47 protein-coding genes are annotated in these 26,183 nt (G+C 51.0%); 40 read left to right on the top strand and 7 right to left on the bottom strand.

Going from position 1 to position 26,183, the window contains the following annotated elements; genetic code table 11:
• The 3 genes from QLG21_RS00545 to bfr all read left to right on the top strand — a co-directional run.
• Positions 1–86, top strand: an 86-nt coding sequence (locus QLG21_RS00545; RefSeq protein ID WP_000740160.1) for a hypothetical protein, incomplete at its 5' end; no start/stop codon positions are given.
• 177 nt (positions 87–263) lie between these two features.
• A complete protein-coding gene (bfd, locus tag QLG21_RS00540) occupies positions 264–458 on the top strand; it encodes a bacterioferritin-associated ferredoxin (protein WP_003863268.1) in 195 nt (64 codons plus the stop codon).
• Positions 459–530: 72 nt separating this feature from the next.
• Positions 531–1,007 carry a bacterioferritin gene (gene bfr, locus QLG21_RS00535; protein WP_137903690.1) on the top strand — a complete coding sequence of 159 codons (477 nt, stop codon included), beginning with the start codon at positions 531–533 and terminating at the stop codon, positions 1,005–1,007.
• Here bfr and QLG21_RS00530 read toward each other — a convergent pair.
• Positions 991–1,464, bottom strand: a complete 474-nt coding sequence (locus QLG21_RS00530; protein WP_282483651.1) for an A24 family peptidase — start codon at positions 1,462–1,464, stop codon at positions 991–993. The two genes, bfr and QLG21_RS00530, sit on opposite strands and share 17 nt — an antisense overlap.
• Before the next feature lie 381 nt (positions 1,465–1,845).
• Between QLG21_RS00530 and rpsJ the strand changes: the two genes are divergently transcribed.
• The 31 genes from rpsJ to QLG21_RS00375 all read left to right on the top strand — a co-directional run bounded on the left by rpsJ (position 1,846) and on the right by QLG21_RS00375 (position 16,678).
• The gene (gene rpsJ / locus QLG21_RS00525; protein WP_001181005.1) at positions 1,846–2,157 is read left to right on the top strand and encodes a 30S ribosomal protein S10; all 312 of its coding nucleotides are present in this window, start codon (positions 1,846–1,848) and stop codon (positions 2,155–2,157) included.
• 32 nt (positions 2,158–2,189) lie between these two features.
• Positions 2,190–2,819: a 50S ribosomal protein L3 gene (gene rplC / locus QLG21_RS00520; protein WP_006178923.1), complete on the top strand. Its 630-nt coding sequence runs from the start codon at positions 2,190–2,192 to the stop codon at positions 2,817–2,819.
• A gap of 10 nt (positions 2,820–2,829) precedes the next feature.
• A complete protein-coding gene (gene rplD / locus QLG21_RS00515; protein ID WP_003031119.1) occupies positions 2,830–3,435 on the top strand; it encodes a 50S ribosomal protein L4 in 606 nt (201 codons plus the stop codon).
• Positions 3,432–3,734 carry a 50S ribosomal protein L23 gene (gene rplW, locus QLG21_RS00510; RefSeq protein ID WP_000617546.1) on the top strand — a complete coding sequence of 101 codons (303 nt, stop codon included), beginning with the start codon at positions 3,432–3,434 and terminating at the stop codon, positions 3,732–3,734. Before rplD ends, rplW begins: the two co-directional genes overlap by 4 nt.
• Positions 3,735–3,751: 17 nt before the next feature.
• A complete protein-coding gene (rplB, locus tag QLG21_RS00505; RefSeq protein WP_008457150.1) occupies positions 3,752–4,573 on the top strand; it encodes a 50S ribosomal protein L2 in 822 nt (273 codons plus the stop codon).
• Between the two features lie 16 nt (positions 4,574–4,589).
• Positions 4,590–4,868 (top strand): 30S ribosomal protein S19, encoded by a 279-nt coding sequence (gene rpsS / locus QLG21_RS00500; RefSeq protein ID WP_001138117.1) that lies wholly within the window; start codon positions 4,590–4,592, stop codon positions 4,866–4,868.
• 14 nt (positions 4,869–4,882) lie between these two features.
• Positions 4,883–5,215 carry a 50S ribosomal protein L22 gene (rplV, locus tag QLG21_RS00495; protein WP_000448832.1) on the top strand — a complete coding sequence of 111 codons (333 nt, stop codon included), beginning with the start codon at positions 4,883–4,885 and terminating at the stop codon, positions 5,213–5,215.
• Positions 5,216–5,232: 17 nt separating this feature from the next.
• Positions 5,233–5,934, top strand: coding sequence for a 30S ribosomal protein S3 (rpsC, locus tag QLG21_RS00490; protein ID WP_000529945.1), 702 nt, complete (start codon positions 5,233–5,235; stop codon positions 5,932–5,934).
• A 12-nt stretch (positions 5,935–5,946) separates the two neighbouring features.
• A complete protein-coding gene (rplP, locus tag QLG21_RS00485; protein ID WP_002919759.1) occupies positions 5,947–6,357 on the top strand; it encodes a 50S ribosomal protein L16 in 411 nt (136 codons plus the stop codon).
• Positions 6,357–6,548 (top strand): 50S ribosomal protein L29, encoded by a 192-nt coding sequence (gene rpmC / locus QLG21_RS00480; RefSeq protein WP_003863282.1) that lies wholly within the window; start codon positions 6,357–6,359, stop codon positions 6,546–6,548. Before rplP ends, rpmC begins: the two co-directional genes overlap by 1 nt.
• Positions 6,548–6,802 carry a 30S ribosomal protein S17 gene (gene rpsQ, locus QLG21_RS00475; RefSeq protein WP_006178921.1) on the top strand — a complete coding sequence of 85 codons (255 nt, stop codon included), beginning with the start codon at positions 6,548–6,550 and terminating at the stop codon, positions 6,800–6,802. The genes rpmC and rpsQ overlap by 1 nt, the downstream gene beginning before the upstream one ends.
• A gap of 166 nt (positions 6,803–6,968) precedes the next feature.
• Positions 6,969–7,340, top strand: a complete 372-nt coding sequence (rplN, locus tag QLG21_RS00470; RefSeq protein ID WP_006178920.1) for a 50S ribosomal protein L14 — start codon at positions 6,969–6,971, stop codon at positions 7,338–7,340.
• 10 nt (positions 7,341–7,350) lie between these two features.
• Positions 7,351–7,665, top strand: a complete 315-nt coding sequence (gene rplX, locus QLG21_RS00465; RefSeq protein ID WP_006178919.1) for a 50S ribosomal protein L24 — start codon at positions 7,351–7,353, stop codon at positions 7,663–7,665.
• A 14-nt stretch (positions 7,666–7,679) separates the two neighbouring features.
• Entirely contained in the window at positions 7,680–8,219 is a 540-nt protein-coding gene (gene rplE / locus QLG21_RS00460) for a 50S ribosomal protein L5 (RefSeq protein ID WP_001096206.1), read from the top strand.
• A gap of 14 nt (positions 8,220–8,233) precedes the next feature.
• Positions 8,234–8,539 (top strand): 30S ribosomal protein S14, encoded by a 306-nt coding sequence (gene rpsN / locus QLG21_RS00455; RefSeq protein ID WP_003863291.1) that lies wholly within the window; start codon positions 8,234–8,236, stop codon positions 8,537–8,539.
• 30 nt (positions 8,540–8,569) lie between these two features.
• Positions 8,570–8,962 carry a 30S ribosomal protein S8 gene (gene rpsH / locus QLG21_RS00450; protein ID WP_006178918.1) on the top strand — a complete coding sequence of 131 codons (393 nt, stop codon included), beginning with the start codon at positions 8,570–8,572 and terminating at the stop codon, positions 8,960–8,962.
• Between the two features lie 12 nt (positions 8,963–8,974).
• Positions 8,975–9,508: a 50S ribosomal protein L6 gene (gene rplF, locus QLG21_RS00445; protein WP_006178917.1), complete on the top strand. Its 534-nt coding sequence runs from the start codon at positions 8,975–8,977 to the stop codon at positions 9,506–9,508.
• Between the two features lie 9 nt (positions 9,509–9,517).
• Positions 9,518–9,871 (top strand): 50S ribosomal protein L18, encoded by a 354-nt coding sequence (gene rplR, locus QLG21_RS00440; RefSeq protein ID WP_003863297.1) that lies wholly within the window; start codon positions 9,518–9,520, stop codon positions 9,869–9,871.
• Positions 9,872–9,885: 14 nt separating this feature from the next.
• Positions 9,886–10,386, top strand: a complete 501-nt coding sequence (gene rpsE, locus QLG21_RS00435; protein ID WP_003863299.1) for a 30S ribosomal protein S5 — start codon at positions 9,886–9,888, stop codon at positions 10,384–10,386.
• Between the two features lie 6 nt (positions 10,387–10,392).
• Entirely contained in the window at positions 10,393–10,572 is a 180-nt protein-coding gene (gene rpmD, locus QLG21_RS00430; RefSeq protein ID WP_003863301.1) for a 50S ribosomal protein L30, read from the top strand.
• A 3-nt stretch (positions 10,573–10,575) separates the two neighbouring features.
• The gene (gene rplO, locus QLG21_RS00425; RefSeq protein WP_003863304.1) at positions 10,576–11,010 is read left to right on the top strand and encodes a 50S ribosomal protein L15; all 435 of its coding nucleotides are present in this window, start codon (positions 10,576–10,578) and stop codon (positions 11,008–11,010) included.
• Between the two features lie 7 nt (positions 11,011–11,017).
• Entirely contained in the window at positions 11,018–12,349 is a 1,332-nt protein-coding gene (gene secY / locus QLG21_RS00420; RefSeq protein WP_003863305.1) for a preprotein translocase subunit SecY, read from the top strand.
• A gap of 31 nt (positions 12,350–12,380) precedes the next feature.
• A complete protein-coding gene (gene rpmJ, locus QLG21_RS00415) occupies positions 12,381–12,497 on the top strand; it encodes a 50S ribosomal protein L36 (protein WP_000868187.1) in 117 nt (38 codons plus the stop codon).
• A gap of 146 nt (positions 12,498–12,643) precedes the next feature.
• Positions 12,644–13,000, top strand: coding sequence for a 30S ribosomal protein S13 (gene rpsM / locus QLG21_RS00410; RefSeq protein WP_003863308.1), 357 nt, complete (start codon positions 12,644–12,646; stop codon positions 12,998–13,000).
• A 16-nt stretch (positions 13,001–13,016) separates the two neighbouring features.
• Positions 13,017–13,406, top strand: a complete 390-nt coding sequence (rpsK, locus tag QLG21_RS00405; protein ID WP_003863312.1) for a 30S ribosomal protein S11 — start codon at positions 13,017–13,019, stop codon at positions 13,404–13,406.
• 32 nt (positions 13,407–13,438) lie between these two features.
• Positions 13,439–14,059, top strand: coding sequence for a 30S ribosomal protein S4 (gene rpsD, locus QLG21_RS00400; RefSeq protein WP_004868345.1), 621 nt, complete (start codon positions 13,439–13,441; stop codon positions 14,057–14,059).
• Between the two features lie 25 nt (positions 14,060–14,084).
• Positions 14,085–15,074, top strand: coding sequence for a DNA-directed RNA polymerase subunit alpha (gene rpoA, locus QLG21_RS00395; protein WP_002919219.1), 990 nt, complete (start codon positions 14,085–14,087; stop codon positions 15,072–15,074).
• Positions 15,075–15,114: 40 nt separating this feature from the next.
• On the top strand, positions 15,115–15,501 hold the full coding sequence (rplQ, locus tag QLG21_RS00390) for a 50S ribosomal protein L17 (RefSeq protein ID WP_001216372.1): 387 nt from the start codon (positions 15,115–15,117) through the stop codon (positions 15,499–15,501).
• 107 nt (positions 15,502–15,608) lie between these two features.
• Positions 15,609–15,977, top strand: coding sequence for a DUF1992 domain-containing protein (locus tag QLG21_RS00385; RefSeq protein WP_137903688.1), 369 nt, complete (start codon positions 15,609–15,611; stop codon positions 15,975–15,977).
• Between the two features lie 2 nt (positions 15,978–15,979).
• The gene (gene zntR, locus QLG21_RS00380; protein WP_282483650.1) at positions 15,980–16,405 is read left to right on the top strand and encodes a Zn(2+)-responsive transcriptional regulator; all 426 of its coding nucleotides are present in this window, start codon (positions 15,980–15,982) and stop codon (positions 16,403–16,405) included.
• 57 nt (positions 16,406–16,462) lie between these two features.
• A complete protein-coding gene (locus QLG21_RS00375) occupies positions 16,463–16,678 on the top strand; it encodes an alternative ribosome-rescue factor A (RefSeq protein ID WP_058610882.1) in 216 nt (71 codons plus the stop codon).
• Here QLG21_RS00375 and mscL read toward each other — a convergent pair whose 3' ends face one another.
• The 5 genes from mscL to def all read right to left on the bottom strand — a co-directional run bounded on the left by mscL (position 16,679) and on the right by def (position 21,456).
• Positions 16,679–17,092, bottom strand: coding sequence for a large-conductance mechanosensitive channel protein MscL (gene mscL / locus QLG21_RS00370; protein WP_006178909.1), 414 nt, complete (start codon positions 17,090–17,092; stop codon positions 16,679–16,681). It abuts the gene before it with no gap.
• 143 nt (positions 17,093–17,235) lie between these two features.
• A complete protein-coding gene (trkA, locus tag QLG21_RS00365) occupies positions 17,236–18,612 on the bottom strand; it encodes a Trk system potassium transporter TrkA (protein ID WP_006178908.1) in 1,377 nt (458 codons plus the stop codon).
• Positions 18,613–18,634: 22 nt separating this feature from the next.
• Complete coding sequence (gene rsmB, locus QLG21_RS00360) at positions 18,635–19,921, bottom strand: 16S rRNA (cytosine(967)-C(5))-methyltransferase RsmB (RefSeq protein ID WP_282483649.1); 1,287 nt, start codon at positions 19,919–19,921, stop codon at positions 18,635–18,637.
• A gap of 52 nt (positions 19,922–19,973) precedes the next feature.
• Entirely contained in the window at positions 19,974–20,921 is a 948-nt protein-coding gene (gene fmt / locus QLG21_RS00355) for a methionyl-tRNA formyltransferase (RefSeq protein ID WP_137903685.1), read from the bottom strand.
• A 25-nt stretch (positions 20,922–20,946) separates the two neighbouring features.
• Positions 20,947–21,456 carry a peptide deformylase gene (gene def, locus QLG21_RS00350; RefSeq protein WP_282483648.1) on the bottom strand — a complete coding sequence of 170 codons (510 nt, stop codon included), beginning with the start codon at positions 21,454–21,456 and terminating at the stop codon, positions 20,947–20,949.
• A gap of 127 nt (positions 21,457–21,583) precedes the next feature.
• Between def and dprA the strand changes: the two genes are divergently transcribed.
• From dprA to QLG21_RS00320, 6 genes are read left to right on the top strand one after another with little or no spacing between them, the layout of a single operon-like run.
• Positions 21,584–22,708, top strand: coding sequence for a DNA-protecting protein DprA (dprA, locus tag QLG21_RS00345; protein WP_282483647.1), 1,125 nt, complete (start codon positions 21,584–21,586; stop codon positions 22,706–22,708).
• Complete coding sequence (smg, locus tag QLG21_RS00340; RefSeq protein WP_006178903.1) at positions 22,680–23,153, top strand: DUF494 family protein Smg; 474 nt, start codon at positions 22,680–22,682, stop codon at positions 23,151–23,153. The genes dprA and smg overlap by 29 nt, the downstream gene beginning before the upstream one ends.
• A gap of 27 nt (positions 23,154–23,180) precedes the next feature.
• The gene (locus tag QLG21_RS00335; protein ID WP_282483646.1) at positions 23,181–23,735 is read left to right on the top strand and encodes a topoisomerase DNA-binding C4 zinc finger domain-containing protein; all 555 of its coding nucleotides are present in this window, start codon (positions 23,181–23,183) and stop codon (positions 23,733–23,735) included.
• Positions 23,728–24,300, top strand: coding sequence for an L-threonylcarbamoyladenylate synthase type 1 TsaC (gene tsaC / locus QLG21_RS00330; RefSeq protein WP_282483645.1), 573 nt, complete (start codon positions 23,728–23,730; stop codon positions 24,298–24,300). Before QLG21_RS00335 ends, tsaC begins: the two co-directional genes overlap by 8 nt.
• A 4-nt stretch (positions 24,301–24,304) precedes the next feature.
• Entirely contained in the window at positions 24,305–25,123 is an 819-nt protein-coding gene (aroE, locus tag QLG21_RS00325; protein ID WP_282483652.1) for a shikimate dehydrogenase, read from the top strand.
• Positions 25,120–25,368: a DUF1488 domain-containing protein gene (locus QLG21_RS00320; RefSeq protein WP_137903682.1), complete on the top strand. Its 249-nt coding sequence runs from the start codon at positions 25,120–25,122 to the stop codon at positions 25,366–25,368. Before aroE ends, QLG21_RS00320 begins: the two co-directional genes overlap by 4 nt.
• On the opposite strand, the gene QLG21_RS00315 is transcribed toward QLG21_RS00320, so the two are convergent.
• Positions 25,344–25,898 carry a gamma carbonic anhydrase family protein gene (locus QLG21_RS00315; RefSeq protein WP_042322194.1) on the bottom strand — a complete coding sequence of 185 codons (555 nt, stop codon included), beginning with the start codon at positions 25,896–25,898 and terminating at the stop codon, positions 25,344–25,346. The two genes, QLG21_RS00320 and QLG21_RS00315, sit on opposite strands and share 25 nt — an antisense overlap.
• Between the last annotated feature and the right edge of the window lie 285 nt (positions 25,899–26,183).

Genomic DNA, 26,183 nt, shown 5'->3' with positions numbered 1-26,183 from the left:
TCGCGATGGACGACGGTCTGCGTTTCGCAATCCGTGAAGGCGGCCGTACCGTTGGTGCGGGCGTTGTTGCTAAAGTTCTGGGCTAATTAATTATCCCTGAATTAAAAAGGACGCTTCGGCGTCCTTTTTTGTTTTCTGCGATTTAGTGCTATCACAAATTTTCGCATTTTTTGTACTCTCCCGACGCGTATCCTGCGGCTTGTGCTATTGTAATCATAACCATTCTCACTTACACTTTGCGCATATTTTGAACGGGAGTGTGTATGTACGTTTGTCTTTGTAATGGTGTGAGTGATAAAAAAATTCGTCAGGCCGTTCGTCAATTTCAGCCACAATCCTTCCAGCAGCTGCGCAAGTTTGTTCCAGTGGGAAATCAATGCGGTAAGTGCGTTCGTGCTGCTCGTGAGATCATGCAGGATGAACTGATGCAGATCCCAGAATTCAAAGAGATTGCCTGAGCGCCTCTCTTTTTTTTGACATCCCTGTAGCCCGTTCTACGCTTCAATGAGTGGAAGCGGAGGGACTATATAATGAAAGGTGATGTTAAAATCATAAGTTATCTCAATAAATTATTGGGAAATGAGCTTGTCGCAATCAACCAGTATTTTCTTCATGCAAGAATGTTCAAAAACTGGGGCCTGACGCGCCTCAACGATGTTGAATACCACGAATCCATCGATGAGATGAAACACGCCGATAAGTATATTGAGCGTATTTTATTCCTTGAAGGCATTCCTAATCTGCAGGATCTCGGCAAACTGGGCATCGGCGAAGACGTCGAGGAGATGCTCCGTTCCGATCTGAATCTGGAACTTGAAGGGGCGAAAGATCTGCGTGAGGCTATCGCCTACGCGGATAGTGTCCATGACTACGTTAGCCGCGATATGATGATCCAGATCCTGGCCGATGAAGAGGGCCACATCGACTGGCTTGAAACCGAGCTGGATCTGATCGGTAAAATTGGCCTGCCGAACTATCTTCAGTCGCAAATCAAAGTGGAAAGTTAATCAGACTTTGCCAGCCGACGCATAAACCCGCTGCTGCCAGAAATGGCCCAAAAGGCAGTGGGTTTTTTAATGGCTCTTTTTCAAGATGCCATAAAGAGAGAATGAGAAGATAAAGGAGCGCCATCAGCGCTGCAACGAGTGCCAGAACGGGCAAAATGCACCAGCCATGCCATGCTCCAAGCGCAGCCAGGTATTTTACATCGCCATAGCCCAACCCCTCGCGATGACAAACCAGTCGATACCCCCAGTAGATTGCCGCGAAACCCAGATAGCCTGACATTGCCCCAACCACTGCGCTGGGGAGAAACTGCGGATGAAGGCAAAGCTGGAAAAGCAGTCCTGTCCAAAGTAGCGGGCATACGTAGCGGTCCGGCAGTAACCCCGAGCGAACATCTTCACGTATCAGTAAAGCCGAAAGCGTTAAATAGACGAGCAAAAAGGGCAGGGTGGTCAGCATGTCATCATCCTTGAAAAGAGGTTTTGCGCATCTTCCTCACAATGTTGACGACCGACAAATTGAAATATGGGACTTTGCGTGGCGGCTTCCAGGAAAGAGTTGAAAGGTCAGGTGTTGCCAGAAAGTTTGCGAGGGGCTGCGCATCATGACTCTCTGGCGCTTATTTTCTAAACGACACTTGCGTCTCGCGCAGATTTACGTATAATGCGCGGGCTTGTCGTAATTGACGGCGGGTTCAATCAGAACCGGAGTGACTCATTTTGTTGCTCAACAATGCTCCCAATTGGGGAGCTACGTAAGAACGGTTACACTCTCCCATCAATCGTAATGGGTTTGAGGAGTAATCATTTTCGTTTATAAAATAATTGGAGCTCTGGTCTCATGCAGAACCAAAGAATCCGTATCCGCCTTAAAGCGTTTGATCATCGTCTGATCGATCAATCAACCGCGGAAATCGTCGAGACTGCTAAGCGCACTGGTGCGCAAGTCCGTGGTCCGATCCCGCTGCCGACCCGCAAAGAGCGCTTTACCGTTCTGATCTCCCCGCACGTCAACAAAGACGCGCGTGATCAGTACGAAATCCGCACTCACAAGCGTCTGGTTGACATCGTTGAGCCAACTGAGAAAACCGTTGATGCTCTGATGCGTCTGGATCTGGCTGCCGGTGTAGACGTGCAGATCAGCCTGGGTTAATCAGGTCATCGAGCGATTGAGAGGTTGATACAATGATTGGTTTAGTCGGTAAAAAAGTGGGCATGACCCGCATCTTCACTGAAGATGGCGTTTCAATCCCAGTAACCGTAATCGAAGTTGAAGCAAACCGCGTTACTCAGGTTAAAGATCTGGCTAACGATGGCTACCGCGCTGTTCAGGTGACCACTGGTGCTAAAAAAGCTAACCGTGTAACCAAACCAGAAGCGGGTCACTTCGCTAAAGCTGGTGTTGAAGCTGGCCGTGGTCTGTGGGAATTCCGTCTTGCTGAAGGCGAAGAGTTCACCGTAGGTCAGGATATTAGCGTTGAGCTGTTTGCTGACGTTAAAAAAGTTGACGTAACCGGTACCTCTAAAGGTAAAGGTTTTGCTGGTACCGTTAAGCGCTGGAACTTCCGTACCCAGGACGCTACTCACGGTAACTCCTTGTCTCACCGCGTTCCGGGTTCTATCGGTCAGAACCAGACTCCGGGCAAAGTGTTCAAAGGCAAGAAAATGGCAGGTCAGCTGGGTAACGAACGTGTAACCGTTCAGAGCCTGGACGTAGTACGTGTTGACGCTGAGCGCAACCTGCTGCTGGTTAAAGGTGCAGTTCCGGGTGCAACCGGTAGCGACCTGATCGTTAAACCAGCTGTGAAGGCGTAAGGGGATAGCAATGGAATTAGTATTGAAAGACGCGCAGAGCGCGCTGACTGTTTCCGAAACTACCTTCGGTCGTGATTTCAACGAAGCGCTGGTTCACCAGGTTGTAGTTGCTTATGCAGCTGGTGCTCGTCAGGGTACTCGTGCTCAGAAGACTCGTGCTGAAGTAACTGGTTCCGGCAAAAAGCCGTGGCGCCAGAAAGGTACCGGCCGTGCGCGTTCAGGTTCTATCAAGAGCCCGATCTGGCGTTCAGGTGGCGTGACCTTCGCTGCGCGTCCTCAGGACCACAGTCAAAAAGTTAACAAAAAGATGTACCGCGGCGCGCTGAAAAGCATTCTGTCCGAACTGGTACGTCAGGATCGTCTGATCGTTGTCGAATCATTCTCTGTTGAAGCGCCTAAAACTAAGCTGCTGGCACAGAAACTGAAAGACATGGCTCTGGAAGATGTGCTGATCATCACCGGTGAGCTGGACGAGAACCTGTTCCTGGCTGCGCGCAACCTGCACAAGGTTGACGTACGCGATGCAACTGGTATCGACCCGGTTAGCCTGATCGCCTTCGACAAAGTCGTAATGACTGCTGATGCTGTTAAGCAAGTTGAGGAGATGCTGGCATGATTCGTGAAGAACGTCTGCTGAAGGTGCTTCGCGCACCGCACGTTTCTGAAAAAGCGTCTACTGCGATGGAAAAAACTAACACCATCGTTCTCAAAGTTGCTAAAGACGCGACCAAAGCAGAGATCAAAGCTGCTGTGCAGAAACTGTTTGAAGTCGAAGTCGAAGTCGTTAACACCCTGGTTGTTAAAGGGAAAGTTAAACGTCACGGACAGCGTATCGGTCGTCGTAGCGACTGGAAAAAAGCTTACGTCACCCTGAAGGAAGGCCAGAACCTGGACTTCGTTGGCGGCGCTGAGTAAGTCGGAGGAGTAATACAATGGCAGTTGTTAAATGTAAACCGACATCTCCGGGTCGTCGCCACGTAGTTAAAGTGGTTAACCCTGAGCTGCACAAGGGCAAGCCTTTTGCTCCGTTGCTGGAAAAAAACAGCAAATCCGGTGGTCGTAACAACAATGGCCGTATCACCACTCGTCACATCGGTGGTGGCCACAAGCAGGCTTATCGTATTGTTGACTTTAAACGCAACAAAGACGGTATCCCAGCAGTTGTTGAGCGTCTTGAGTACGATCCGAACCGTTCCGCGAACATCGCGCTGGTTCTGTACAAAGATGGCGAACGCCGTTACATCCTGGCCCCTAAAGGCCTGAAAGCTGGCGACCAGATTCAGTCTGGCGTTGATGCTGCAATCAAAGCAGGTAACACCCTGCCGATGCGCAATATCCCGGTTGGTTCTACCGTTCATAACGTAGAAATGAAACCAGGTAAAGGCGGTCAGCTGGCACGTTCCGCTGGTACTTACGTTCAGATCGTTGCGCGTGATGGTGCTTATGTCACCCTGCGTCTGCGTTCTGGTGAAATGCGTAAAGTCGAAGCAGACTGCCGCGCTACTCTGGGCGAAGTTGGCAATGCTGAGCATATGCTGCGCGTTCTGGGTAAAGCAGGTGCTGCACGCTGGCGTGGTGTTCGTCCTACCGTTCGCGGTACTGCGATGAACCCAGTCGATCACCCACATGGTGGTGGTGAAGGTCGTAACTTTGGTAAGCACCCGGTATCTCCGTGGGGCGTTCAGACCAAAGGTAAGAAGACCCGCAGCAACAAGCGTACTGATAAATTTATCGTACGTCGCCGTAGCAAATAATTTTAGAGGATAAGCCATGCCACGTTCTCTCAAGAAAGGTCCTTTTATTGACCTGCACTTGCTGAAGAAGGTAGAGAAAGCGGTGGAAAGCGGAGACAAGAAGCCCCTGCGCACTTGGTCCCGTCGTTCAACGATCTTTCCTAACATGATCGGTTTGACCATCGCTGTCCATAATGGTCGTCAGCACGTTCCAGTCTTTGTTACCGACGAAATGGTTGGTCACAAACTGGGTGAATTCGCACCGACTCGTACTTATCGCGGCCACGCTGCTGATAAAAAAGCGAAGAAGAAATAAGGTAGGAGGAAGAGATGGAAACTTTAGCTCAACATCGCCATGCTCGTTCTTCTGCACAGAAGGTTCGCCTTGTTGCTGACCTGATTCGCGGTAAGAAAGTGTCGCAGGCCCTGGACATCCTGACTTATACCAACAAGAAAGCTGCGGTATTGGTCAAGAAAGTACTGGAATCTGCCATTGCTAACGCTGAACACAACGATGGCGCTGACATCGACGATCTGAAAGTCACGAAAATTTTCGTAGATGAAGGCCCAAGCATGAAGCGCATTATGCCGCGTGCGAAAGGTCGTGCAGATCGCATCCTGAAGCGCACCAGCCACATTACTGTGGTTGTGTCCGATCGCTGAGACTCTGGAGACTAGCAATGGGTCAGAAAGTACATCCTAATGGTATTCGCCTGGGTATTGTAAAACCATGGAACTCTACCTGGTTTGCGAACACCAAAGAATTCGCTGACAACCTGGACAGCGATTTTAAAGTACGTCAGTACCTGACTAAGGAACTGGCTAAAGCGTCTGTATCTCGTATCGTTATCGAGCGTCCAGCTAAGAGCATCCGTGTGACTATTCACACTGCTCGCCCTGGCATCGTAATCGGTAAGAAAGGCGAAGACGTAGAAAAACTGCGCAAGGTCGTAGCGGATATCGCTGGCGTTCCTGCACAGATCAATATCGCTGAAGTTCGTAAGCCTGAACTGGACGCTAAATTGGTTGCTGACAGCATCACTTCACAGTTGGAACGTCGTGTTATGTTCCGTCGTGCTATGAAGCGTGCTGTACAGAACGCAATGCGTCTGGGCGCTAAAGGTATCAAAGTTGAAGTTAGCGGCCGTCTGGGCGGCGCGGAAATCGCACGTACCGAATGGTACCGCGAAGGTCGCGTACCGCTGCACACTCTGCGTGCTGACATCGACTACAACACCTCTGAAGCGCACACCACTTACGGTGTAATCGGCGTTAAGGTATGGATCTTCAAAGGTGAGATCCTGGGTGGTATGGCTGCTGTTGAACAACCGGAAAAACCGGCTGCTCAACCTAAAAAGCAGCAGCGTAAAGGCCGTAAATAAGGAGCGTCGCTGATGTTACAACCAAAGCGTACAAAATTCCGTAAAGTGCACAAAGGCCGCAACCGTGGTCTGGCGCAGGGTACGGATGTTAGCTTCGGCACTTTCGGTCTGAAAGCTGTTGGCCGTGGTCGTCTGACTGCACGTCAGATCGAAGCAGCACGTCGTGCAATGACCCGTGCAGTTAAGCGTCAAGGTAAGATCTGGATCCGTGTATTCCCGGACAAACCGATCACCGAGAAGCCACTGGAAGTTCGTATGGGTAAAGGTAAAGGTAACGTGGAGTACTGGGTTGCCTTGATCCAACCGGGCAAAGTCCTTTATGAAATGGACGGTGTTCCGGAAGAGCTGGCCCGTGAAGCCTTCGGCCTGGCAGCAGCGAAACTGCCTATCAAAACCACCTTTGTAACTAAGACGGTGATGTAATGAAAGCAAAAGAGCTGCGTGAAAAAAGCGTTGAAGAGCTGAACGCTGAGCTGCTGAACCTGCTGCGTGAGCAGTTCAACCTGCGTATGCAGGCTGCAAGTGGCCAGCTGCAACAGACTCACCTGCTGAAGCAAGTGCGTCGCAATGTTGCACGCGTTAAGACTTTACTGACTCAGAAGGCGGGTGCGTAATGACCGATAAAATCCGTACTCTGCAAGGTCGTGTTGTTAGCGACAAAATGGAGAAATCCATGGTTGTTGCTATCGAACGTTTCGTGAAACACCCGATCTACGGTAAATTCATCAAACGTACGACCAAACTGCACGTACATGACGAGAACAACGAATGTGGTATCGGCGACAAGGTTGAAATCCGTGAATGCCGTCCACTGTCCAAGACTAAGTCCTGGACGCTGGTTCGCGTTGTAGAGAAAGCGGTTCTGTAATAGAGTACGCATTCTCAATACGAATAAACGGCTCAGCGATGAGCCGTTTATTTTTTCTACCCATATTGCAGAAGCGGTGTTATAATGCCGCGCCCTCGATATGGGGCTTTTTAACGGCTCTGATTTTAGAGTCTCAGGTAGTAGTTGACATTAGCGGAGCACTAAAATGATCCAAGAACAGACTATGCTGACCGTCGCCGACAACTCCGGTGCACGTCGCGTAATGTGTATCAAGGTTCTGGGTGGCTCGCACCGTCGCTACGCAGGCGTAGGCGACATCATCAAGATCACCATCAAGGAAGCAATTCCACGTGGTAAGGTCAAAAAAGGTGATGTGCTGAAGGCGGTAGTGGTGCGCACCAAGAAGGGTGTTCGTCGCCCTGACGGTTCTGTCATTCGCTTCGATGGTAATGCATGCGTTATTTTGAACAATAACAGCGAGCAGCCTATCGGCACGCGTATCTTTGGGCCGGTAACTCGTGAACTTCGTACTGAAAAGTTCATGAAAATTATCTCTCTGGCACCAGAAGTACTCTAAGGAGCGAATCATGGCAGCGAAAATCCGTCGTGATGACGAAGTTATCGTGTTAACCGGTAAAGATAAAGGTAAACGCGGTAAAGTAAAAAATGTTCTGTCTTCCGGCAAACTCGTCGTTGAAGGTATCAACCTGGTTAAGAAACATCAGAAGCCGGTTCCGGCCCTGAACCAACCAGGCGGCATCGTTGAAAAAGAAGCTGCTATTCAGGTTTCTAACGTTGCTCTCTTCAATGCGGCTACCGGCAAGGCTGACCGTGTAGGCTTTAGATTCGAAGACGGCAAAAAAGTCCGTTTCTTCAAATCTACAAGTGAAACTATCAAGTAATTTGGAGTAGTACGATGGCGAAACTGCATGATTACTACAAAGACGAAGTAGTTAACAAACTCATGACTGAGTTTAACTACAATTCTGTCATGCAAGTCCCTCGGGTCGAGAAGATCACCCTGAACATGGGTGTTGGTGAAGCGATCGCTGACAAGAAACTGCTGGATAACGCAGCAGCTGACCTGACAGCAATCTCCGGTCAAAAACCGCTGATCACCAAAGCACGCAAATCTGTTGCAGGCTTCAAAATCCGTCAGGGCTATCCGATCGGCTGTAAAGTAACTCTGCGTGGCGAACGCATGTGGGAGTTCTTTGAGCGCCTGATCACTATTGCTGTTCCACGTATCCGTGACTTCCGTGGCTTGTCCGCTAAGTCTTTCGACGGTCGTGGTAACTACAGCATGGGTGTCCGTGAGCAGATCATCTTCCCAGAAATCGACTACGATAAAGTCGACCGCGTGCGTGGTTTGGATATTACCATTACCACTACTGCGAAATCTGATGAAGAAGGCCGTGCTCTGCTGGCTGCCTTTGACTTCCCGTTCCGCAAGTAAGGTAGGGTTACTGAATGGCTAAGCAATCAATGAAAGCACGCGAAGTAAAACGCGTAGCTTTAGCTGATAAATTCTTCGCTAAACGCGCTGAACTGAAAGCGATCATTTCTGATGTGAACGCTTCCGACGAAGATCGTTGGAATGCGGTTCTCAAGCTGCAGTCTCTGCCGCGTGATTCCAGCCCGTCTCGTCAGCGTAACCGCTGTCGTCAAACAGGTCGTCCACATGGTTATGTGGGCAAGTTTGGGTTGAGCCGTATCAAACTGCGTGAAGCCGCCATGCGCGGTGAAGTACCAGGCTTGAAAAAGGCTAGCTGGTAATTACCAATTGAATCACGGGAGTAAAGACAGATGAGCATGCAAGATCCGATCGCGGATATGCTGACCCGTATCCGTAACGGTCAGGCCGCGAACAAAGTTGCGGTCACCATGCCTTCCGCCAAGCTGAAAGTGGCAATTGCCAACGTGCTGAAGGAAGAAGGTTTTATCGAAGATTTTAAAGTTGAAGGCGACACCAAGCCGGAACTGGAACTTACTCTCAAGTATTTCCAGGGTAAAGCTGTTGTAGAAAGCATTCAGCGTGTCAGCCGCCCAGGCCTGCGCATCTATAAGAAAAAAGATGAGCTGCCTAAAGTTATGGCTGGTCTGGGTATCGCAGTTGTTTCTACCTCTAAAGGTGTTATGACTGATCGTGCAGCGCGCCAAGCTGGTCTTGGTGGCGAAATTATCTGCTACGTAGCCTAATCGGAGGAAAGAATGTCTCGTGTTGCTAAAGCACCGGTCGTTATTCCTGCCGGCGTTGATGTAAAAATCGACGGTCAGGTTATTACGATCAAAGGTAAAAACGGCGAGCTGACTCGTACCCTCAACAATGCTGTTGAAGTTAAACATGCAGATAACGCTCTGACCTTCGGTCCACGTGATGGTTTCGTGGATGGATGGGCTCAGGCTGGTACCGCGCGTGCCCTGCTGAACTCAATGGTTGTTGGTGTTACCGAAGGCTTCACTAAAAAGCTTCAGCTGGTTGGTGTAGGTTATCGTGCAGCGATCAAAGGGAATGCAGTAGGCCTGTCTCTGGGCTTCTCACACCCTGTTGAGCATCCGCTGCCGGCCGGTATCACTGCAGAATGTCCGACTCAAACTGAAATCGTGCTGAAAGGCGCTGATAAACAGCTGATCGGTCAGGTTGCAGCAGATCTGCGCGCCTACCGTCGTCCTGAGCCTTATAAAGGCAAGGGTGTTCGTTACGCCGACGAAGTCGTGCGTACCAAAGAGGCTAAGAAGAAGTAAGGTAACACTATGGATAAGAAATCTGCTCGTATCCGTCGTGCGACCCGCGCACGCCGCAAGCTCAAAGAGCTGGGTGCAACTCGCCTGGTGGTACATCGTACCCCGCGTCATATTTACGCACAGGTAATTGCACCGAACGGTTCTGAAGTTCTGGTAGCTGCTTCTACTGTAGAAAAAGCTATCTCAGAACAATTGAAGTACACCGGTAACAAAGACGCCGCTGCAGCTGTAGGTAAAGCTGTTGCAGAACGCGCTCTGGAAAAAGGCATCAGCAATGTTTCCTTTGACCGTTCCGGGTTCCAATATCATGGTCGTGTCCAGGCACTGGCAGATGCTGCCCGTGAAGCTGGCCTTCAGTTCTAAGGTAGAGGTGTAAGATGGCTCACATCGAAAAACAGGCTGGCGAACTGCAGGAAAAGCTGATCGCGGTTAACCGCGTATCTAAAACCGTTAAAGGTGGTCGTATTTTCTCCTTCACAGCTCTGACTGTAGTTGGTGATGGTAACGGTCGCGTTGGTTTTGGTTACGGTAAAGCGCGTGAAGTTCCAGCAGCGATCCAGAAAGCGATGGAAAAAGCCCGTCGCAATATGATTAACGTCGCGCTGAACAACGGCACCCTGCAACACCCGGTTAAAGGTGTTCACACGGGTTCTCGTGTATTCATGCAGCCAGCTTCAGAAGGTACCGGTATCATCGCCGGTGGTGCAATGCGCGCCGTTCTGGAAGTTGCTGGAGTTCATAACGTTCTGGCTAAAGCATATGGTTCCACTAACCCGATCAACGTGGTTCGTGCAACTATTGATGGCCTGGAAAATATGAATTCTCCAGAAATGGTCGCTGCCAAGCGTGGTAAATCCGTTGAAGAAATTCTGGGGTAATTGACCATGGCAAAGACTATTAAAATCACTCAAACCCGCAGTGCAATCGGTCGTCTGCCGAAACACAAGGCAACGCTGCTTGGCCTGGGTCTGCGTCGTATTGGACATACCGTTGAGCGCGAGGATACTCCCGCTGTTCGTGGTATGGTCAACGCGGTTTACTTCATGGTTAAAGTTGAGGAGTAAGAGATGCGTTTAAATACTCTGTCTCCGGCCGAAGGCTCTAAAAAGGCGGGTAAACGCCTGGGTCGTGGTATCGGTTCTGGCCTCGGTAAAACCGGTGGTCGTGGTCACAAAGGTCAGAACTCTCGTTCTGGCGGTGGCGTACGTCGCGGTTTCGAGGGTGGTCAGATGCCACTGTACCGTCGTCTGCCGAAGTTCGGCTTCACCTCTCGCAAAGCAGCGATCACAGCGGAAATCCGTCTGTCTGACCTGGCGAAAGTTGAAGGCGGCGTTGTAGACCTGAACACGCTGAAAGCAGCAAACATTATCGGTATCCAGATCGAGTTCGCGAAAGTGATCCTGGCTGGTGAAGTTTCTACTCCGGTAACTGTTCGTGGCCTGCGTGTTACTAAAGGTGCTCGTGCTGCTATCGAAGCTGCTGGCGGTAAAATTGAGGAATAAGTAGCAGATGGCTAAGCAACCGGGATTAGATTTTCAAAGTGCCAAAGGTGGATTTGGCGAGCTGAAACGCAGACTGCTGTTTGTTATCGGCGCGCTGATTGTGTTCCGTATTGGCTCTTTTATTCCGATCCCTGGTATCGATGCCGCTGTACTTGCCAAACTGCTTGAGCAACAGCGAGGCACCATCATTGAAATGTTTAACATGTTCTCTGGTGGTGCTCTCAGCCGTGCTTCTATCTTTGCTCTGGGTATCATGCCGTATATTTCGGCATCGATTATTATCCAGCTGCTGACGGTCGTTCATCCGGCCCTGGCAGAGTTGAAGAAAGAAGGGGAGTCTGGACGTCGTAAGATTAGTCAGTACACCCGCTACGGTACTCTGGTGCTGGCAATATTCCAGTCGATCGGTATTGCTACCGGTCTTCCGAATATGCCTGGTATGCAGGGTCTGGTGTTAAACCCAGGCTTTGCATTCTATTTCACCGCTGTTGTAAGTCTGGTCACAGGAACGATGTTCCTGATGTGGCTCGGCGAACAGATTACTGAACGTGGTATCGGTAACGGTATCTCGATCATTATCTTTGCCGGTATCGTTGCGGGTCTCCCGCCGGCCATCGCCCACACTATCGAGCAAGCGCGTCAAGGCGACCTGCACTTCCTCCTGTTGCTGTTGGTTGCAGTATTAGTATTTGCAGTGACGTTCTTTGTTGTCTTCGTGGAACGTGGTCAACGCCGCATTGTGGTGAACTACGCTAAACGTCAGCAGGGTCGTCGTGTCTATGCTGCACAGAGCACACATTTACCGCTGAAAGTGAATATGGCGGGGGTTATCCCGGCTATCTTCGCTTCCAGTATTATTCTGTTCCCAGCGACCATCGCGTCATGGTTCGGGGGCGGTACTGGTTGGAACTGGCTGACAACAATTTCGCTGTATTTGCAGCCTGGGCAACCACTTTATGTGTTACTCTATGCGTCTGCGATCATCTTCTTCTGTTTCTTCTACACGGCGTTGGTCTTCAACCCGCGTGAAACAGCAGATAACCTGAAGAAGTCCGGTGCATTTGTACCAGGAATTCGTCCGGGAGAGCAAACGGCGAAGTATATCGATAAAGTAATGACTCGCCTGACTTTGGTTGGTGCGCTTTATATTACTTTTATCTGCCTGATCCCGGAGTTCATGCGTGATGCAATGAAAGTGCCGTTCTACTTCGGTGGGACCTCGTTGCTTATCGTTGTTGTCGTGATTATGGACTTTATGGCTCAAGTGCAAACTCTGATGATGTCCAGTCAGTATGAGTCTGCATTGAAGAAGGCGAACCTGAAAGGCTACGGCCGCTAATTGGTCGCCTGAGAAGTTACGGAGAGTAAAAATGAAAGTTCGTGCTTCCGTCAAGAAATTATGCCGTAACTGCAAAATCGTTAAGCGTGATGGTGTCATCCGTGTGATTTGCAGTGCCGAGCCGAAGCATAAACAGCGCCAAGGCTGATTATTTCGCATATTTTTCTTGCAAAGTTGGGTTGAGCTGGCTAGATTAGCCAGCCAATCTTTTGTATGTCTGTACGTTTCCATTTGAGTATCCTGAAAACGGGCTTTTCAGCATGGTGCGTACATATTAAATAGTAGGAGTGCATAGTGGCCCGTATAGCAGGCATTAACATTCCTGATCAGAAACATGCTGTGATCGCATTAACTTCGATCTACGGCGTCGGCAAGACCCGTTCCAAAGCCATTCTGGCTGCAGCGGGTATCGCTGAAGATGTTAAGATCAGTGAGCTGTCTGAAGAACAAATCGACACGCTGCGTGACGAAGTTGCCAAATTTGTCGTTGAAGGTGATCTGCGCCGTGAAATCAGCATGAGCATCAAGCGCCTGATGGATCTTGGTTGCTATCGCGGTTTGCGTCATCGTCGTGGTCTGCCAGTGCGCGGTCAGCGTACTAAGACCAACGCACGTACCCGTAAGGGTCCGCGCAAACCGATCAAGAAATAATCGGGGTGATTGAATAATGGCAAAGGCACCAGTTCGTGCACGTAAACGTGTAAGAAAACAAGTCTCTGACGGCGTGGCTCATATCCATGCTTCTTTCAACAACACCATCGTTACTATTACTGATCGTCAGGGTAACGCATTGGGTTGGGCAACAGCCGGTGGTTCCGGTTTCCGTGGTTCTCGCAAATCCACTCCGTTCGCAGCTCAGGTTGCAGCAGAGCGTTGCGCTGAAGCCGTAAAAGAATACGGCATCAAGAATCTGGAAGTTATGGTTAAAGGTCCGGGTCCGGGTCGTGAATCTACTGTTCGCGCTCTGAACGCCGCTGGTTTCCGCATCACGAATATTACTGATGTGACTCCGATCCCTCATAACGGTTGTCGTCCGCCGAAAAAACGTCGCGTATAACGCTCGTTTTTTAGGTTAGTTGGAGATAGAAAATGGCAAGATATTTGGGTCCTAAGCTCAAGCTGAGCCGTCGTGAGGGCACCGACTTATTCCTTAAGTCTGGCGTTCGCGCGATCGATACCAAGTGTAAAATTGAACAAGCTCCTGGCCAGCACGGTGCGCGTAAACCGCGTCTGTCTGACTATGGTGTGCAGTTGCGTGAAAAGCAAAAAGTTCGCCGTATGTACGGTGTGCTGGAGCGTCAGTTCCGTAACTACTATAAAGAAGCAGCACGTCTGAAAGGCAACACAGGTGAAAACCTGCTGGCCCTGCTGGAAGGTCGTCTGGACAACGTTGTATACCGTATGGGCTTCGGCGCGACTCGTGCTGAATCACGCCAGCTGGTTAGCCATAAAGCAATCATGGTAAACGGTCGTGTTGTTAACATCGCTTCTTATCAGGTTAAAGCGAATGACGTTGTTAGCATTCGTGAGAAAGCGAAAAAGCAATCTCGCGTGAAGGCCGCTCTGGAGCTGGCTGAGCAGCGTGAAAAGCCAACCTGGCTGGAAGTTGATGCTGGCAAGATGGAAGGTACGTTCAAGCGTCAGCCGGAACGTTCTGATCTGTCTGCGGACATTAACGAACACCTGATCGTCGAGCTTTACTCCAAGTAAAGCTTAGTACCAAAGAGAGGACACAATGCAGGGTTCTGTGACAGAGTTTCTAAAACCGCGCCTGGTAGATATCGAGCAAGTGAGTTCGACGCACGCCAAGGTGACCCTTGAGCCTTTAGAGCGTGGCTTTGGCCATACTCTGGGTAACGCACTGCGCCGTATTCTGCTCTCATCGATGCCGGGTTGCGCGGTGACCGAGGTTGAGATTGATGGTGTACTTCATGAGTACAGCACCAAAGAAGGCGTTCAGGAAGATATCCTTGAAATCCTGCTCAACCTGAAAGGGCTGGCGGTGAGAGTTCAGGGTAAAGATGAAGTTATTCTTACTCTGAATAAATCTGGCATTGGCCCTGTGACTGCAGCCGACATCACCCACGACGGTGATGTTGAAATCGTCAAGCCGCAGCACGTGATCTGCCACCTGACCGATGAGAACGCAGCGATTAGCATGCGTATCAAAGTTCAGCGCGGTCGTGGTTATGTGCCGGCTTCTGCCCGAATTCATTCGGAAGAAGATGAGCGCCCAATCGGCCGTCTGCTGGTCGACGCATGCTACAGCCCTGTAGAGCGTATTGCCTACAATGTTGAAGCAGCGCGTGTAGAACAGCGTACCGACCTGGACAAGCTGGTCATCGAAATGGAAACCAACGGCACAATCGATCCTGAAGAGGCGATTCGTCGTGCGGCAACCATCCTGGCAGAACAACTGGAAGCTTTCGTTGATTTACGTGATGTACGTCAGCCGGAAGTGAAAGAAGAGAAACCAGAATTCGATCCGATCCTGCTGCGCCCTGTTGACGATCTCGAGTTGACTGTCCGCTCTGCTAACTGCCTCAAGGCAGAAGCTATCCACTATATCGGTGATCTGGTACAGCGTACCGAGGTTGAGTTGCTGAAAACGCCTAACCTGGGTAAAAAATCTCTTACCGAGATTAAAGACGTGCTGGCTTCACGTGGTCTGTCTCTGGGCATGCGCCTGGAAAACTGGCCACCGGCAAGCATTGCTGACGAGTAACCGGATCACAGGTTAAGGTTTTACTGAGAAGGATAAGGTCATGCGCCATCGTAAGAGTGGTCGTCAACTGAACCGCAACAGCAGCCATCGCCAGGCTATGTTCCGCAACATGGCAGGTTCACTGGTTCGTCATGAGATCATCAAGACGACCCTGCCTAAAGCGAAAGAGCTGCGTCGCGTAGTTGAGCCGCTGATTACTCTTGCCAAGACTGACAGCGTTGCTAATCGTCGTCTGGCATTCGCCCGTACTCGTGATAACGAGATCGTGGCAAAACTGTTTAACGAACTGGGCCCGCGTTTCGCGAGCCGTGCCGGTGGTTACACTCGTATTCTGAAGTGTGGCTTCCGTGCAGGCGACAACGCGCCGATGGCTTACATCGAGCTGGTTGATCGTTCAGAATCTAAAGCAGAAGCTGCTGCAGAGTAATCTGTAGTAACGTAAAAAAACCCGCCTCGGCGGGTTTTTTTATATCCGCAGGATCCCCACTTCTCTACAATAACTGTATCTTTTATGTCCACTGCGTGGAGTTCAACATGTGGTTGCTGGACCAATGGGCAGAACGCCATATCTGCGATGCCCAACGAAAAGGTGAATTCGATAATCTCCCGGGTAGCGGCGCGCCCTTAGTGCTGGATGATGATTCGCACATTCCTGCCGATCTGCGAGCCGGATACCGATTACTGAAAAACGCAGGCTGTTTACCTCCCGAACTGGAACAGCGCAAAGAAGCTGTCGAATTGACTGACCTGCTCAAGGGTATTCGTAAGGACGATCCGCGGCATCAGGAAATAAGTCGCCGATTGAGAGTAATCGAGCTCAGACTACGGCAGGTGGGAATGAGCACCGACTTTTTGCAGGGTGACTATTACGAAAATATCAGGCAAAGATTAGACGAGGAATAAGCATGTATCGTATTGGTGAACTTGCCAGGCTCGCAAACGTAACGCCGGACACTGTCCGCTATTACGAGAAGCAGCAGATGATAGATCATGAAGTGCGAACTGAGGGGGGGTTCCGTCTCTATACGGATAACGATCTCCAGCGTTTGCGCTTTATTCGGTACGCGCGTCAGCTCGGATTTTCGCTGGAATCGATCCGCGAACTGTTATCGATCCGCATCGATCCTGAACATCACACCTGTCAGGAATCTAAAAGCATTGTCCAGGCCAGGCTGGATGAGGTTGAAGCACGTATTCAGGAGCTGCAGTCCATGCAGCGTTCACTGCAACGGCTCAATGACGCGTGCTGCGGTACCGCGCACAGCAGCGTGTATTGTTCCATTCTCGAAACGCTCGAGCAAGGGGCCAGTGGGGAGGCGCAGGGATGTTGATTTTTAGCCAGTCCGGGACTAGACTCCCGTCGTCATTTACCATGCTCAGGAGAGATTATGAGCCGCTATCAGCATACCAAAGGACAAATTAAGGATAACGCCATTGAGGCACTGCTTCACGATCCGCTTTTCAGGCAGCGTGTTGAGAAGAGTAAAAAAGGAAAAGGGAGCTATCTGCGTAAAGATAAACATGCAAAACGGGGTAACTGGGAGGCCAGTGGCAAGCAAGCGATTCGCTTATTTACCACTGGCCTTCCGGCTTTTTGGTGCTGATTACGAGCGGTTATTCTGCTCTTTTAACAAATCACGGATTTCACTCAGCAACACTTCTTCTTTAGACGGTGCTGCAGGCGCAGCTGCAGGTTCTTCTTTTTTACGGTTAAGCCTGTTGATGAGCTTGATGGCCATAAAAATGGCGAACGCCACAATCACAAAATCAAACACATTCTGGATGAACACGCCGTAATGCATTACGACGGCAGGAATATCTCCCTGAGCCTCGCGAAGCGTAACGGCAAACTGTTTAAAATCGATGCCGCCGATCAGCAATCCTAAAGGTGGCATAATAATGTCGGCTACTAAAGATGAAACGATCTTACCGAACGCTGCACCAATAATGACACCCACCGCCAAATCCACCACATTCCCGCGCATCGCAAATTCGCGAAATTCTTTAATAAAACTCATTATTTTCTCCTTGAACCACCTGACGCCTATAAGTTTAACAAATGATTAGCCATTTGCCATTGGTGATAAATATTCGCTATGAAAAATAAAAGGCTTAGAGATGAGAGGGTTAAATGAGGGGCTCAATAATGAACCCCCTGATATCAAAGGAAGAATGGGCTTGGCTGGAATAACCGTTCAACGTCGGTAATAAATTTCTTATCCGTAAGGAACATAATTACATGGTCGCCTTGTTCGATACGTAAATTATCATTGGCGATCATGACGTCATTTCCACGGACTACGGCACCGATGATTGTTCCCGGTGGGAGCTTAATTTCATCGATGGAACGGCCGACAACGCGTGAGGTAGTTTCATCGCCATGCGCGACGGCCTCAATGGCTTCAGCCACCCCACGACGAAGTGATGAAACACCCACGATATCAGCTTTACGCACATGGCTCAGCAGGGCGGAAATCGTCGCCTGCTGTGGAGAAATCGCGATATCAATGACGCTGCCCTGTACAAGGTCAACGTAGGCACGGCGCTGAATAAGCACCATCACCTTTTTGGCCCCCATACGTTTCGCGAGCATAGCGGACATAATGTTCGCTTCATCGTCGTTGGTCACCGCAATGAACAGATCAACTTGATCGATATGCTCTTCCGCCAGCAACTCCTGATCCGATGCATCGCCGAAAAATACAATCGTATTTTGTAATTTTTCCGCGAGTTCGGAGGCGCGCTGTTGATCGCGCTCGATCAGTTTTACGCTGTAATCTTTCTCAAGACGTCGGGCAAGTCCTGCACCGATGTTGCCACCGCCGACCAGCATGATGCGCTTATAGGGTTTTTCAAGACGCTGAAGCTCACTCATCACCGCGCGGATATGTTGTGATGCCGCGATAAAGAAGACTTCATCGCCCGCTTCAACGATCGTAGAGCCTTGCGGACGGATTGGCCGGTCGTGACGGAAAATGGCGGCGACACGCGTATCAATATGTGGCATGTGCTCGCGCATCGTGGACAGCGCATTACCTATCAGCGGGCCACCGTAATAGGCCTTCACAACGGCAAGACTGACTTTACCTTCGGCAAAGTTGACCACTTGCAAAGCGCCCGGGTATTCGATCAGGCGATAAATGCTGTCGATAACCAGCTGTTCCGGCGCGATAAGATGATCGATAGGTACCGCTTCTGAATTAAACAGCTTTTCTGCATCCCGCACATAGTCCGGAGAACGTATGCGGGCGATTCGGTTTGGCGTGTTGAAAAGCGAATAGGCCACCTGGCATGCAACCATATTGGTTTCGTCAGAACTGGTTACGGCAACCAGCATGTCGGCATCGTCAGCACCCGCCTCACGCAGGACGCGGGGATGTGAACCGTGTCCTTGCACAACGCGCAGGTCAAATTTGTCCTGTAAAACGCGCAGGCGTTCGCCGTTTGTATCGACGATGGTGATGTCGTTATTTTCGCCGACAAGATTTTCCGCCAGCGTCCCGCCAACCTGTCCTGCACCCAGAATGATAATCTTCATATTTCGTGACCTGTTCTCAACATCACTCTTTGATTAGCTTAGCGTAAAAGAAGCCATCACCCTCTTCAGCGCCAGGCAGGTTCTGCTGTCCCGGCTGTTCAGGCGTGCCCGTATCATGCAGCGCTGCGTCAGGCGTACGTTTAAGGAAGGCGGCAATCTGCTGACTGTTTTCCTCGGGAAGTACGGAGCAGGTTGCATATACCAGGGTTCCGCCAGCTTTCAGGTGCGGCCAGATAGCATCGAGGATGCCGGACTGCAGTTGAGCCAGTTCTTTGATGTCACGATCGCGGCGCAGCCATTTAATATCGGGATGACGACGGATAACGCCCGTTGCAGAGCAGGGAGCATCAAGCAAAATGCGATCGAACTGCGTGTTGCCACACCAGTCTGCGGGTGTTCTGCCATCGCCTTGCTTAACCTGCGCCTTCATGCCTAAACGCTTCAGGTTGTCATAGACGCGTGACAGGCGCTGCTCATCGACGTCAACGGCGAGAACGTCGGCCTGCGGCGCAACTTCCAGAATATGCGTTGTTTTGCCGCCGGGTGCAGCACAGAGATCGAGGATCTTCTCACCGTTTTTTGGTTCAAGCCAGGTCATGCAGCCTTGTGCAGAAGCATCCTGTACGGTCACCCAGCCCTCTTCAAACCCAGGCAAGGCGTGTACCGGGGCAGGGGAGGCTAAACGCACGGCATCCGGGTAAGCTTCGTGGATGAATCCGCTCATTCCTGACTCTTCCAGCAACGCCAGCCACTCATCGCGCTTATGATGAGTGCGGTTCACGCGAAGCCACATTGGAGGGCGTTGATTATTGGCCTCTGCAATGGTTTGCCACTGCGTTGGATAGGCTTTTTTCAGGCGGTTCAGCAGCCAGTCAGGATGAAGGAAACGCTTCTCCGTCTGGGCGAACTCAGCTAAAAGTTCCTCCTGCTGTCGCTGAAACTGGCGCAACACCCCGTTAATCAATCTTTTAAGCTGAGGACGCTTAATCGCAATGGCGCCTTCCACCGTTTCGGCAAGCGCAGCATGAGGGGGAATGCGGGTATGCAGGAGCTGATAGAATCCCACCATAATCAAATAATGCACGCTACGCTGTTTGCCGGTCATGGGGCGTGCCATCAGCCGGCTAATCATCCATTCAAGCTGAGACAACGTGCGAAGCACACCAAAGCACAGCTCCTGCAGCAGCGCCTTATCTTTATCAGAGACTTTTTGTTGCAGCGGTGGCAGGACATTGCTCAGTGACTGGCCCTGCTCAATAACTTTTTCAACGGCCTGTGCCGCCATACTGCGTAAATTTTGTTTTTTCATAACCGTAGAAATAAAAATGCCCGGAAACTCCGGGCTTTAAGAATTAATTTGCTCAGGCAAGACGATTGCCAGGGATAAACCATTCACGCCGGGAATTTAACAGATCCTGAACACTCATCGCTTTCTTGCCAGCCGGCTGCAGTGACTCAAGATTCAAAATGCCGTCTGCCGTGGCGACCTGGATACCCTGTTTATTTGCCTCAACGATCGTCCCCGGAGCGGCCTGCACATGGCTCTCTATCACCGAGGCCTTCCAGACTTTCACCGGCTGATCGTCAATGACCATCCAGCTCACTGGCCAGGGGTTGAAGGCGCGTATGCAACGCTCTAGCTGAGCCGCAGGAAGCGTCCAGTCAAGCAGAGCTTCATCTTTACTGAGTTTTTCGGCGTAAGTCACCAGCGCTTCATCCTGAACTTCAGGCTTTGCGGTGCCTTCAGCAAGCTGCTCCAGGGTCTTGATGAGGCCCTGTGGACCCAACTCTGCCAGCTTATCGTACAGCGTGGCGCTGGTATCCTCTGGGGTAATAGGGCACGACAGTTTATACAACATGTCACCGGTGTCTAAACCTACGTCCATCTTCATGATGGTCACACCGGTTTCTGCATCACCCGCCCATAGCGAACGCTGAATCGGCGCCGCACCGCGCCAGCGTGGCAGCAGTGAACCGTGAACGTTGATGCACCCGAAACGCGGCATATCAAGCACAGCTTTCGGCAGAATTAAACCGTAAGCCACGACGACCATCACATCGGCATTCAGGTCAGCGACCAGTTGCTGGTTCTCTTCAGGGCGTAAAGAGGCGGGCTGGAAAACCGGGAGGCCATGTTCTTCGGCAAGGGCTTTCACCGGGCCTGGCATGAGCTTTTTACCACGACCTGCCGGACGATCCGGTTGGGTGAAGACGCCAACAACGTTGTGACCAGAAGATAACAGCGCGTCCAGATGACGCGCTGCAAAATCAGGCGTTCCCGCGAAGATAATGCGTAGTGTTTTAGACACGTTGATCCTTGTATCCGGGGGGATATTATGCGCGAGAGCGCATACGATCCAGTTTCTCGACTTTCTGACGAATACGCTGCTGTTTCAGTGGGGAGAGGTAATCGATAAACAGTTTACCGACCAGATGATCCATCTCGTGCTGAATACAAATTGCCAGCAGGTCGTCTGCTTCCAGCTCGAACGGCTTGCCTTCACGATCGAGTGCGCGAATTTTCACTTTCTCGGCGCGTGGGACCAAAGCGCGTTGTTCTGGAATAGACAGGCAGCCTTCCTCAATGCCCGTTTCGCCGCTATTTTCCAGCAGCTCAGGGTTAATCAGCACCAGGCGGCCGTCGCGATTTTCAGAAACGTCAATCACGATAATACGCTTGTGAATGTCTACCTGCGTTGCCGCAAGGCCAATACCCTCTTCAGCGTACATGGTATCGAACATATCATCGACGATACGCTGAATTTCTGCATTCACTTCTTTAACCGGTTCAGCGACGATGCGAAGGCGCTCGTCCGGAATATGTAACACTTGCAAAACTGCCATAAATTTCCAGAGTCGTGTTCAGGAGTTGATAAGATTAATAACTCTATTCTAGACAAATCCCCCTTCGATTGACAGCATCTGTGACCAATCGCAATGATTGCGGAGACGGCGTGTGGCAGGGGAAAGGATGACATCTACAGAGATATGGTTACGGCTTATCAGCATCGGTTCATTGGGTGGCGAAGAGATGCTGGATGTCGCAGAAAAACTCTCGCGCCAGACCGTTATCGATACTGGCTCAGCAAGGGAGGCGGGGCTGTCAGCAAAGCGCGCCGAAAAATTCGTTGCGCTGAGTGAATGCGAGCTGGAATCAAGCCTTAACTGGTTAGAGCAGCCGGGGCATTATTTGCTGACTGCCCATCATCCTCTCTATCCCCCTTTGTTGCGAACCCTCCCTGATTATCCCGGCGCGCTGTTTGTGAAAGGAAGCCTGGATGTGCTCACAACCCTTCAACTGGCGGTTGTCGGGAGTCGTGCCCCCTCATGGTATGGCGAGCGATGGGGAAAGATCCTGTGCGAGTCGCTGGCGCAGTGCGGTTTTACGATAACCAGCGGGTTGGCGTGCGGTATCGATGGCGTTGCTCATCACGCGGCACTTGCAGCAGGTGGCCGCAGCGTGGCGGTGTTAGGCAACGGGCTCTTTAGCGTGTACCCGCGACGGCATCATCATCTGGCTGAGCGGCTGGTTGAGTCGGGAGGGGCGATAGTGTCGGAGTTCTCTTTATCGACGCAGCCCAGGCCCGGTAATTTTCCTCGCCGTAATCGGATTATCAGCGGGTTGAGCCAGGGCGTCCTGGTCGTCGAAGCGGCAATACGCAGTGGCTCGCTTGTCACGGCAAGGTGCGCTCTGGAGCAGGGGCGCGAAGTGTTTGCGCTACCTGGCCCTGTTGGTAATCCTGGTTGCGAAGGCCCACACTGGCTCATCAAGCAAGGCGCAACGCCTGTTACCTGTATTGAAGACATTCTGCAAAATGTGCAACACGGATTGCAGTGGCTGCCAGAGGAACCCGAAAAGAGACATAATTCATCAGATCAGCAGGCGGTGGCATTGCCATTTCCCAAGCTCCTGGCTAACGTAGGAGATGAGGTAACACCTGTTGACGTTGTCGCTGAACGTGCCGGCCAACCTGTGCCAGTTACGGTAGCACAGCTACTCGAACTGGAGTTAGCAGGATGGATCGCAGCTGTACCCGGCGGCTATGTCCGATTAAGGAGGGCAAGCCATGTTCGACGTACTGATGTATTTGTTTGAGACTTACATCCATAACGAAGCAGAAATGCGAGTGGATCAGGACAAATTGACACGGGATCTTACCGATGCAGGATTTGAGCGGGAAGATATTTATAATGCGTTGATGTGGCTGGAGAAACTGGCTGATTATCAGGAAGGTCTGGCCGAACCGATGCAGTTGGCTTCGGACCCACTTTCTGTACGCATCTATACAGCTGAAGAGTGTGAAAGGCTGGATGCCAGCTGCCGGGGATTCATTTTATTCCTTGAGCAGATTCAGGTGCTAAACCTCGAAACGCGAGAAATGGTGATAGAGCGCGTGATGGCGCTGGATACGGCAGAATTTGAACTGGACGATCTCAAGTGGGTCATCCTGATGGTTCTGTTCAATATTCCGGGCTGTGAAAATGCCTATCAGCAAATGGAAGAATTACTCTTTGAAGTGAATGAAGGTATGCTGCACTAAATTCTATGTGCAGCACCAAGAGTTGTTATGGCCAAATCAGCACTGTTCACGGTGCATAAAAATGAGCCCTGTCCACAGTGCGGGGCTGAACTTGTCATTCGGTCCGGGAAACACGGTCCGTTTCTCGGTTGTTCACACTATCCGGAATGTGATTATGTCCGTCCCCTGAAAAGCCAGGCGGACGGACATATCGTCAAAGTTCTGGAGGGGCAATTGTGCCCGCTTTGCGGCAGCGAATTGGCGCTGAGGCAGGGGCGTTTCGGGATGTTTATCGGATGCAGCCGATACCCTGAATGTGGACATTCAGAACAAATTGATAAGCCCGATGAAACGGCGATTGCCTGCCCACAGTGTCAACGCGGGCAGCTGGTGCAACGTCGTTCTCGTTTCGGTAAGACCTTCCATTCATGCGATCGCTATCCTGAATGCCAGTTCGTTATCAATTTCAAACCGGTAGCGGGGGTCTGCCCTCATTGCAATTATCCGCTACTTATAGAGAAGAAAACGGCGCAAGGCTTGAAACACTTCTGCGCCAGTAAACAATGTGGAAAGCCGGTTTCGGCGGATCAAACCAGTGAATAATAACCTGCCAACAGGCTCCATTGCGCATGCGGTGGACGTCCTGAAAAATGAAGAAGTCATCGCTTATCCGACAGAGGCTGTCTTTGGTGTCGGTTGTGACCCCGACAGTGAGAAGGCCGTCAGTCGTTTACTTGTACTCAAGCAGAGACCCATTGAAAAAGGGCTGATTTTAATTGCTGCTAACTACGAGCAGCTTAAACCTTATATAGATGATTCCATGCTGACACCGGCGCAGCGTGAGACGATCTTCTCGGCCTGGCCTGGGCCAGTGACCTTCGTTTTCCCGGCACAGCCAACCACGCCGCGCTGGTTGACCGGGCGCTTTGATTCCCTCGCCGTTCGCGTAACTGATCATCCGCTGGTGATGGAACTGTGTCTGGCGTTTGGTAAGCCCCTGGTCTCTACCAGCGCCAATCTGACGGGATTGCCTCCTTGTCGCACAACCGAAGAAGTGCTGGCTCAGTTCGGGAATGATTTTCCGGTCGCGATCGGCAAAACGGGCGGTCGCCTGAATCCGTCTGAAATTCGCGATGCCTTAACCGGCGAACGTTTTCGCCAGGGGTAACATGATGGAAACCTACGCTGTTTTTGGTAATCCGATTGCGCACAGTAAATCACCGTTGATCCATCAGCAATTTGCTGAGCAACTTCAGATAGATCATCCCTATGGCCGTGTGTTGGCTCCCGTAGGTGCATTTGTGTCTGCTTTGGACGCCTTTTTCACGGCGGGCGGTAAAGGTGCGAATGTGACCGTGCCTTTTAAGGAAGAGGCGTTCGAACGCGCGGATGAACTCACCGAGCGTGCGTCTCTTGCGGGCGCGGTGAATACCCTCAAACGGCTTGAGGATGGACGCCTTCTGGGTGATAACACCGACGGGATCGGCTTACTCAGCGATCTCGAAAGACTGTCATTTATCAAACCCGGCTTTCGGGTTCTGCTGATTGGCGCGGGTGGGGCCTCGCGGGGCGTGCTGCTTCCTCTGCTTTCGCTGGATTGTGCTGTTACCATTACCAACAGAACCTTCTCCAGAGCGGAAGCGCTGGCAGCGTTGTTTGCACACACCGGCAGTGTGAGTGCGGTAGACCTTAACGATCTTGCCGATCGGGAGTTCGATCTCGTCATTAATGCGACGTCCAGTGGCATTGGCGGTGAAGTCCCCGCGATCCCGTCGTCGCTGATAAGCAGTCATCTCTATTTATATGACATGTATTATCAGAAGGGAAAAACGCCTTTCCTGGCGTGGTGCGAAAAACATGGCGCAAAACATACGGCGGATGGTCTGGGTATGCTGGTGGGACAAGCTGCGCATGCTGTACTTCTCTGGCATGGCGTGTTGCCTGAGGTTGAGCCGGTGATTGAAACGTTGAAACGGGAACTGATGGCGTGAACCAGGCGATCCACTTTCCGGACCGGGAAATTTGGGATGAAGAGAAGCAGGCGGTATGTTTCCCGGTGCTGGTACACGGCATGCAGCTTACCTGTGCTATTAGCGAGGAAACGCTACGTCGACGTTTTGGTGGCTCCGCGCCGCTTGAGATATTCTGCGAAAATCGCTGGGATCTTGAAGAGGAAGCCAGCGATTTAATTCGCGATCAGATGGAGGACGATCAGGGCTGGATTTGGTTGTCCTGATCCAGATAGTCATTTTTCCATTTAACGTAGTTGTTGGCCGAGTACTTCAGCCCTTCAATTTCCGCCTCTTTTAAGGGGCGGATCTGTTTTACCGGACTGCCTAAATAGAGATAGCCGCTTTCCAGGCGTTTATTTTGCGGAACAAGACTCCCGGCGCCGATCATTACGTCATCTTCTACGATGACGCCATCGAGCAAAATCGACCCCATCCCTACCAGAACCCGGTTTCCAATCGTGCAGCCGTGAAGCATGACTTTATGACCCACGGTAACATCCTCGCCGATAATAAGCGGATTGCCCTGCGGGTTATAGGATGATTTGTGAGTGACATGCAGGACGCTGCCGTCCTGAATATTGGTCCGTGCGCCAATTGCTACATAGTTGACGTCCCCCCTGATCGCGACGAGCGGCCACACACTGACATCGTCTGCCATTCGAACATCGCCAATGACTACGCTGCTGGGATCGATCATCACGCGATCGCCTGTTTGAGGGACCAGATCTTTATAGGGACGTAATGCTGCAGACATATCTACCTCGACAGATGAGCGTTATATAAGAAGACTTTGATCGCATTGTAGGGTCGAGGCAAGACAAAATGCGTCAATATTTAGACAGATCGGATGGGATTTCAGCGAAAAGCGCGGAAAATCAGCAGTCAGTAAAAAAGATCCAAAAAATACTTGTGCTAAAAAATGGGATCCCTATAATGCGCCTCCATCGACACGGCGGATGTGAATGACTTCACACAACAACCCGGTCGGTTGAAGAGAAAAAATCCTGAGATTCAGGGTTGACTCTGAAAGAGGAAAGCG

The sequence above is a fragment of the Enterobacter sp. V87_3 genome (assembly GCF_029967835.1).
Lineage (GTDB): Bacteria > Pseudomonadota > Gammaproteobacteria > Enterobacterales > Enterobacteriaceae > Enterobacter > Enterobacter cancerogenus.
Note: the sequence above shows the minus strand (reverse complement) of the source record. Positions and strands in the feature narration are given on the sequence as shown.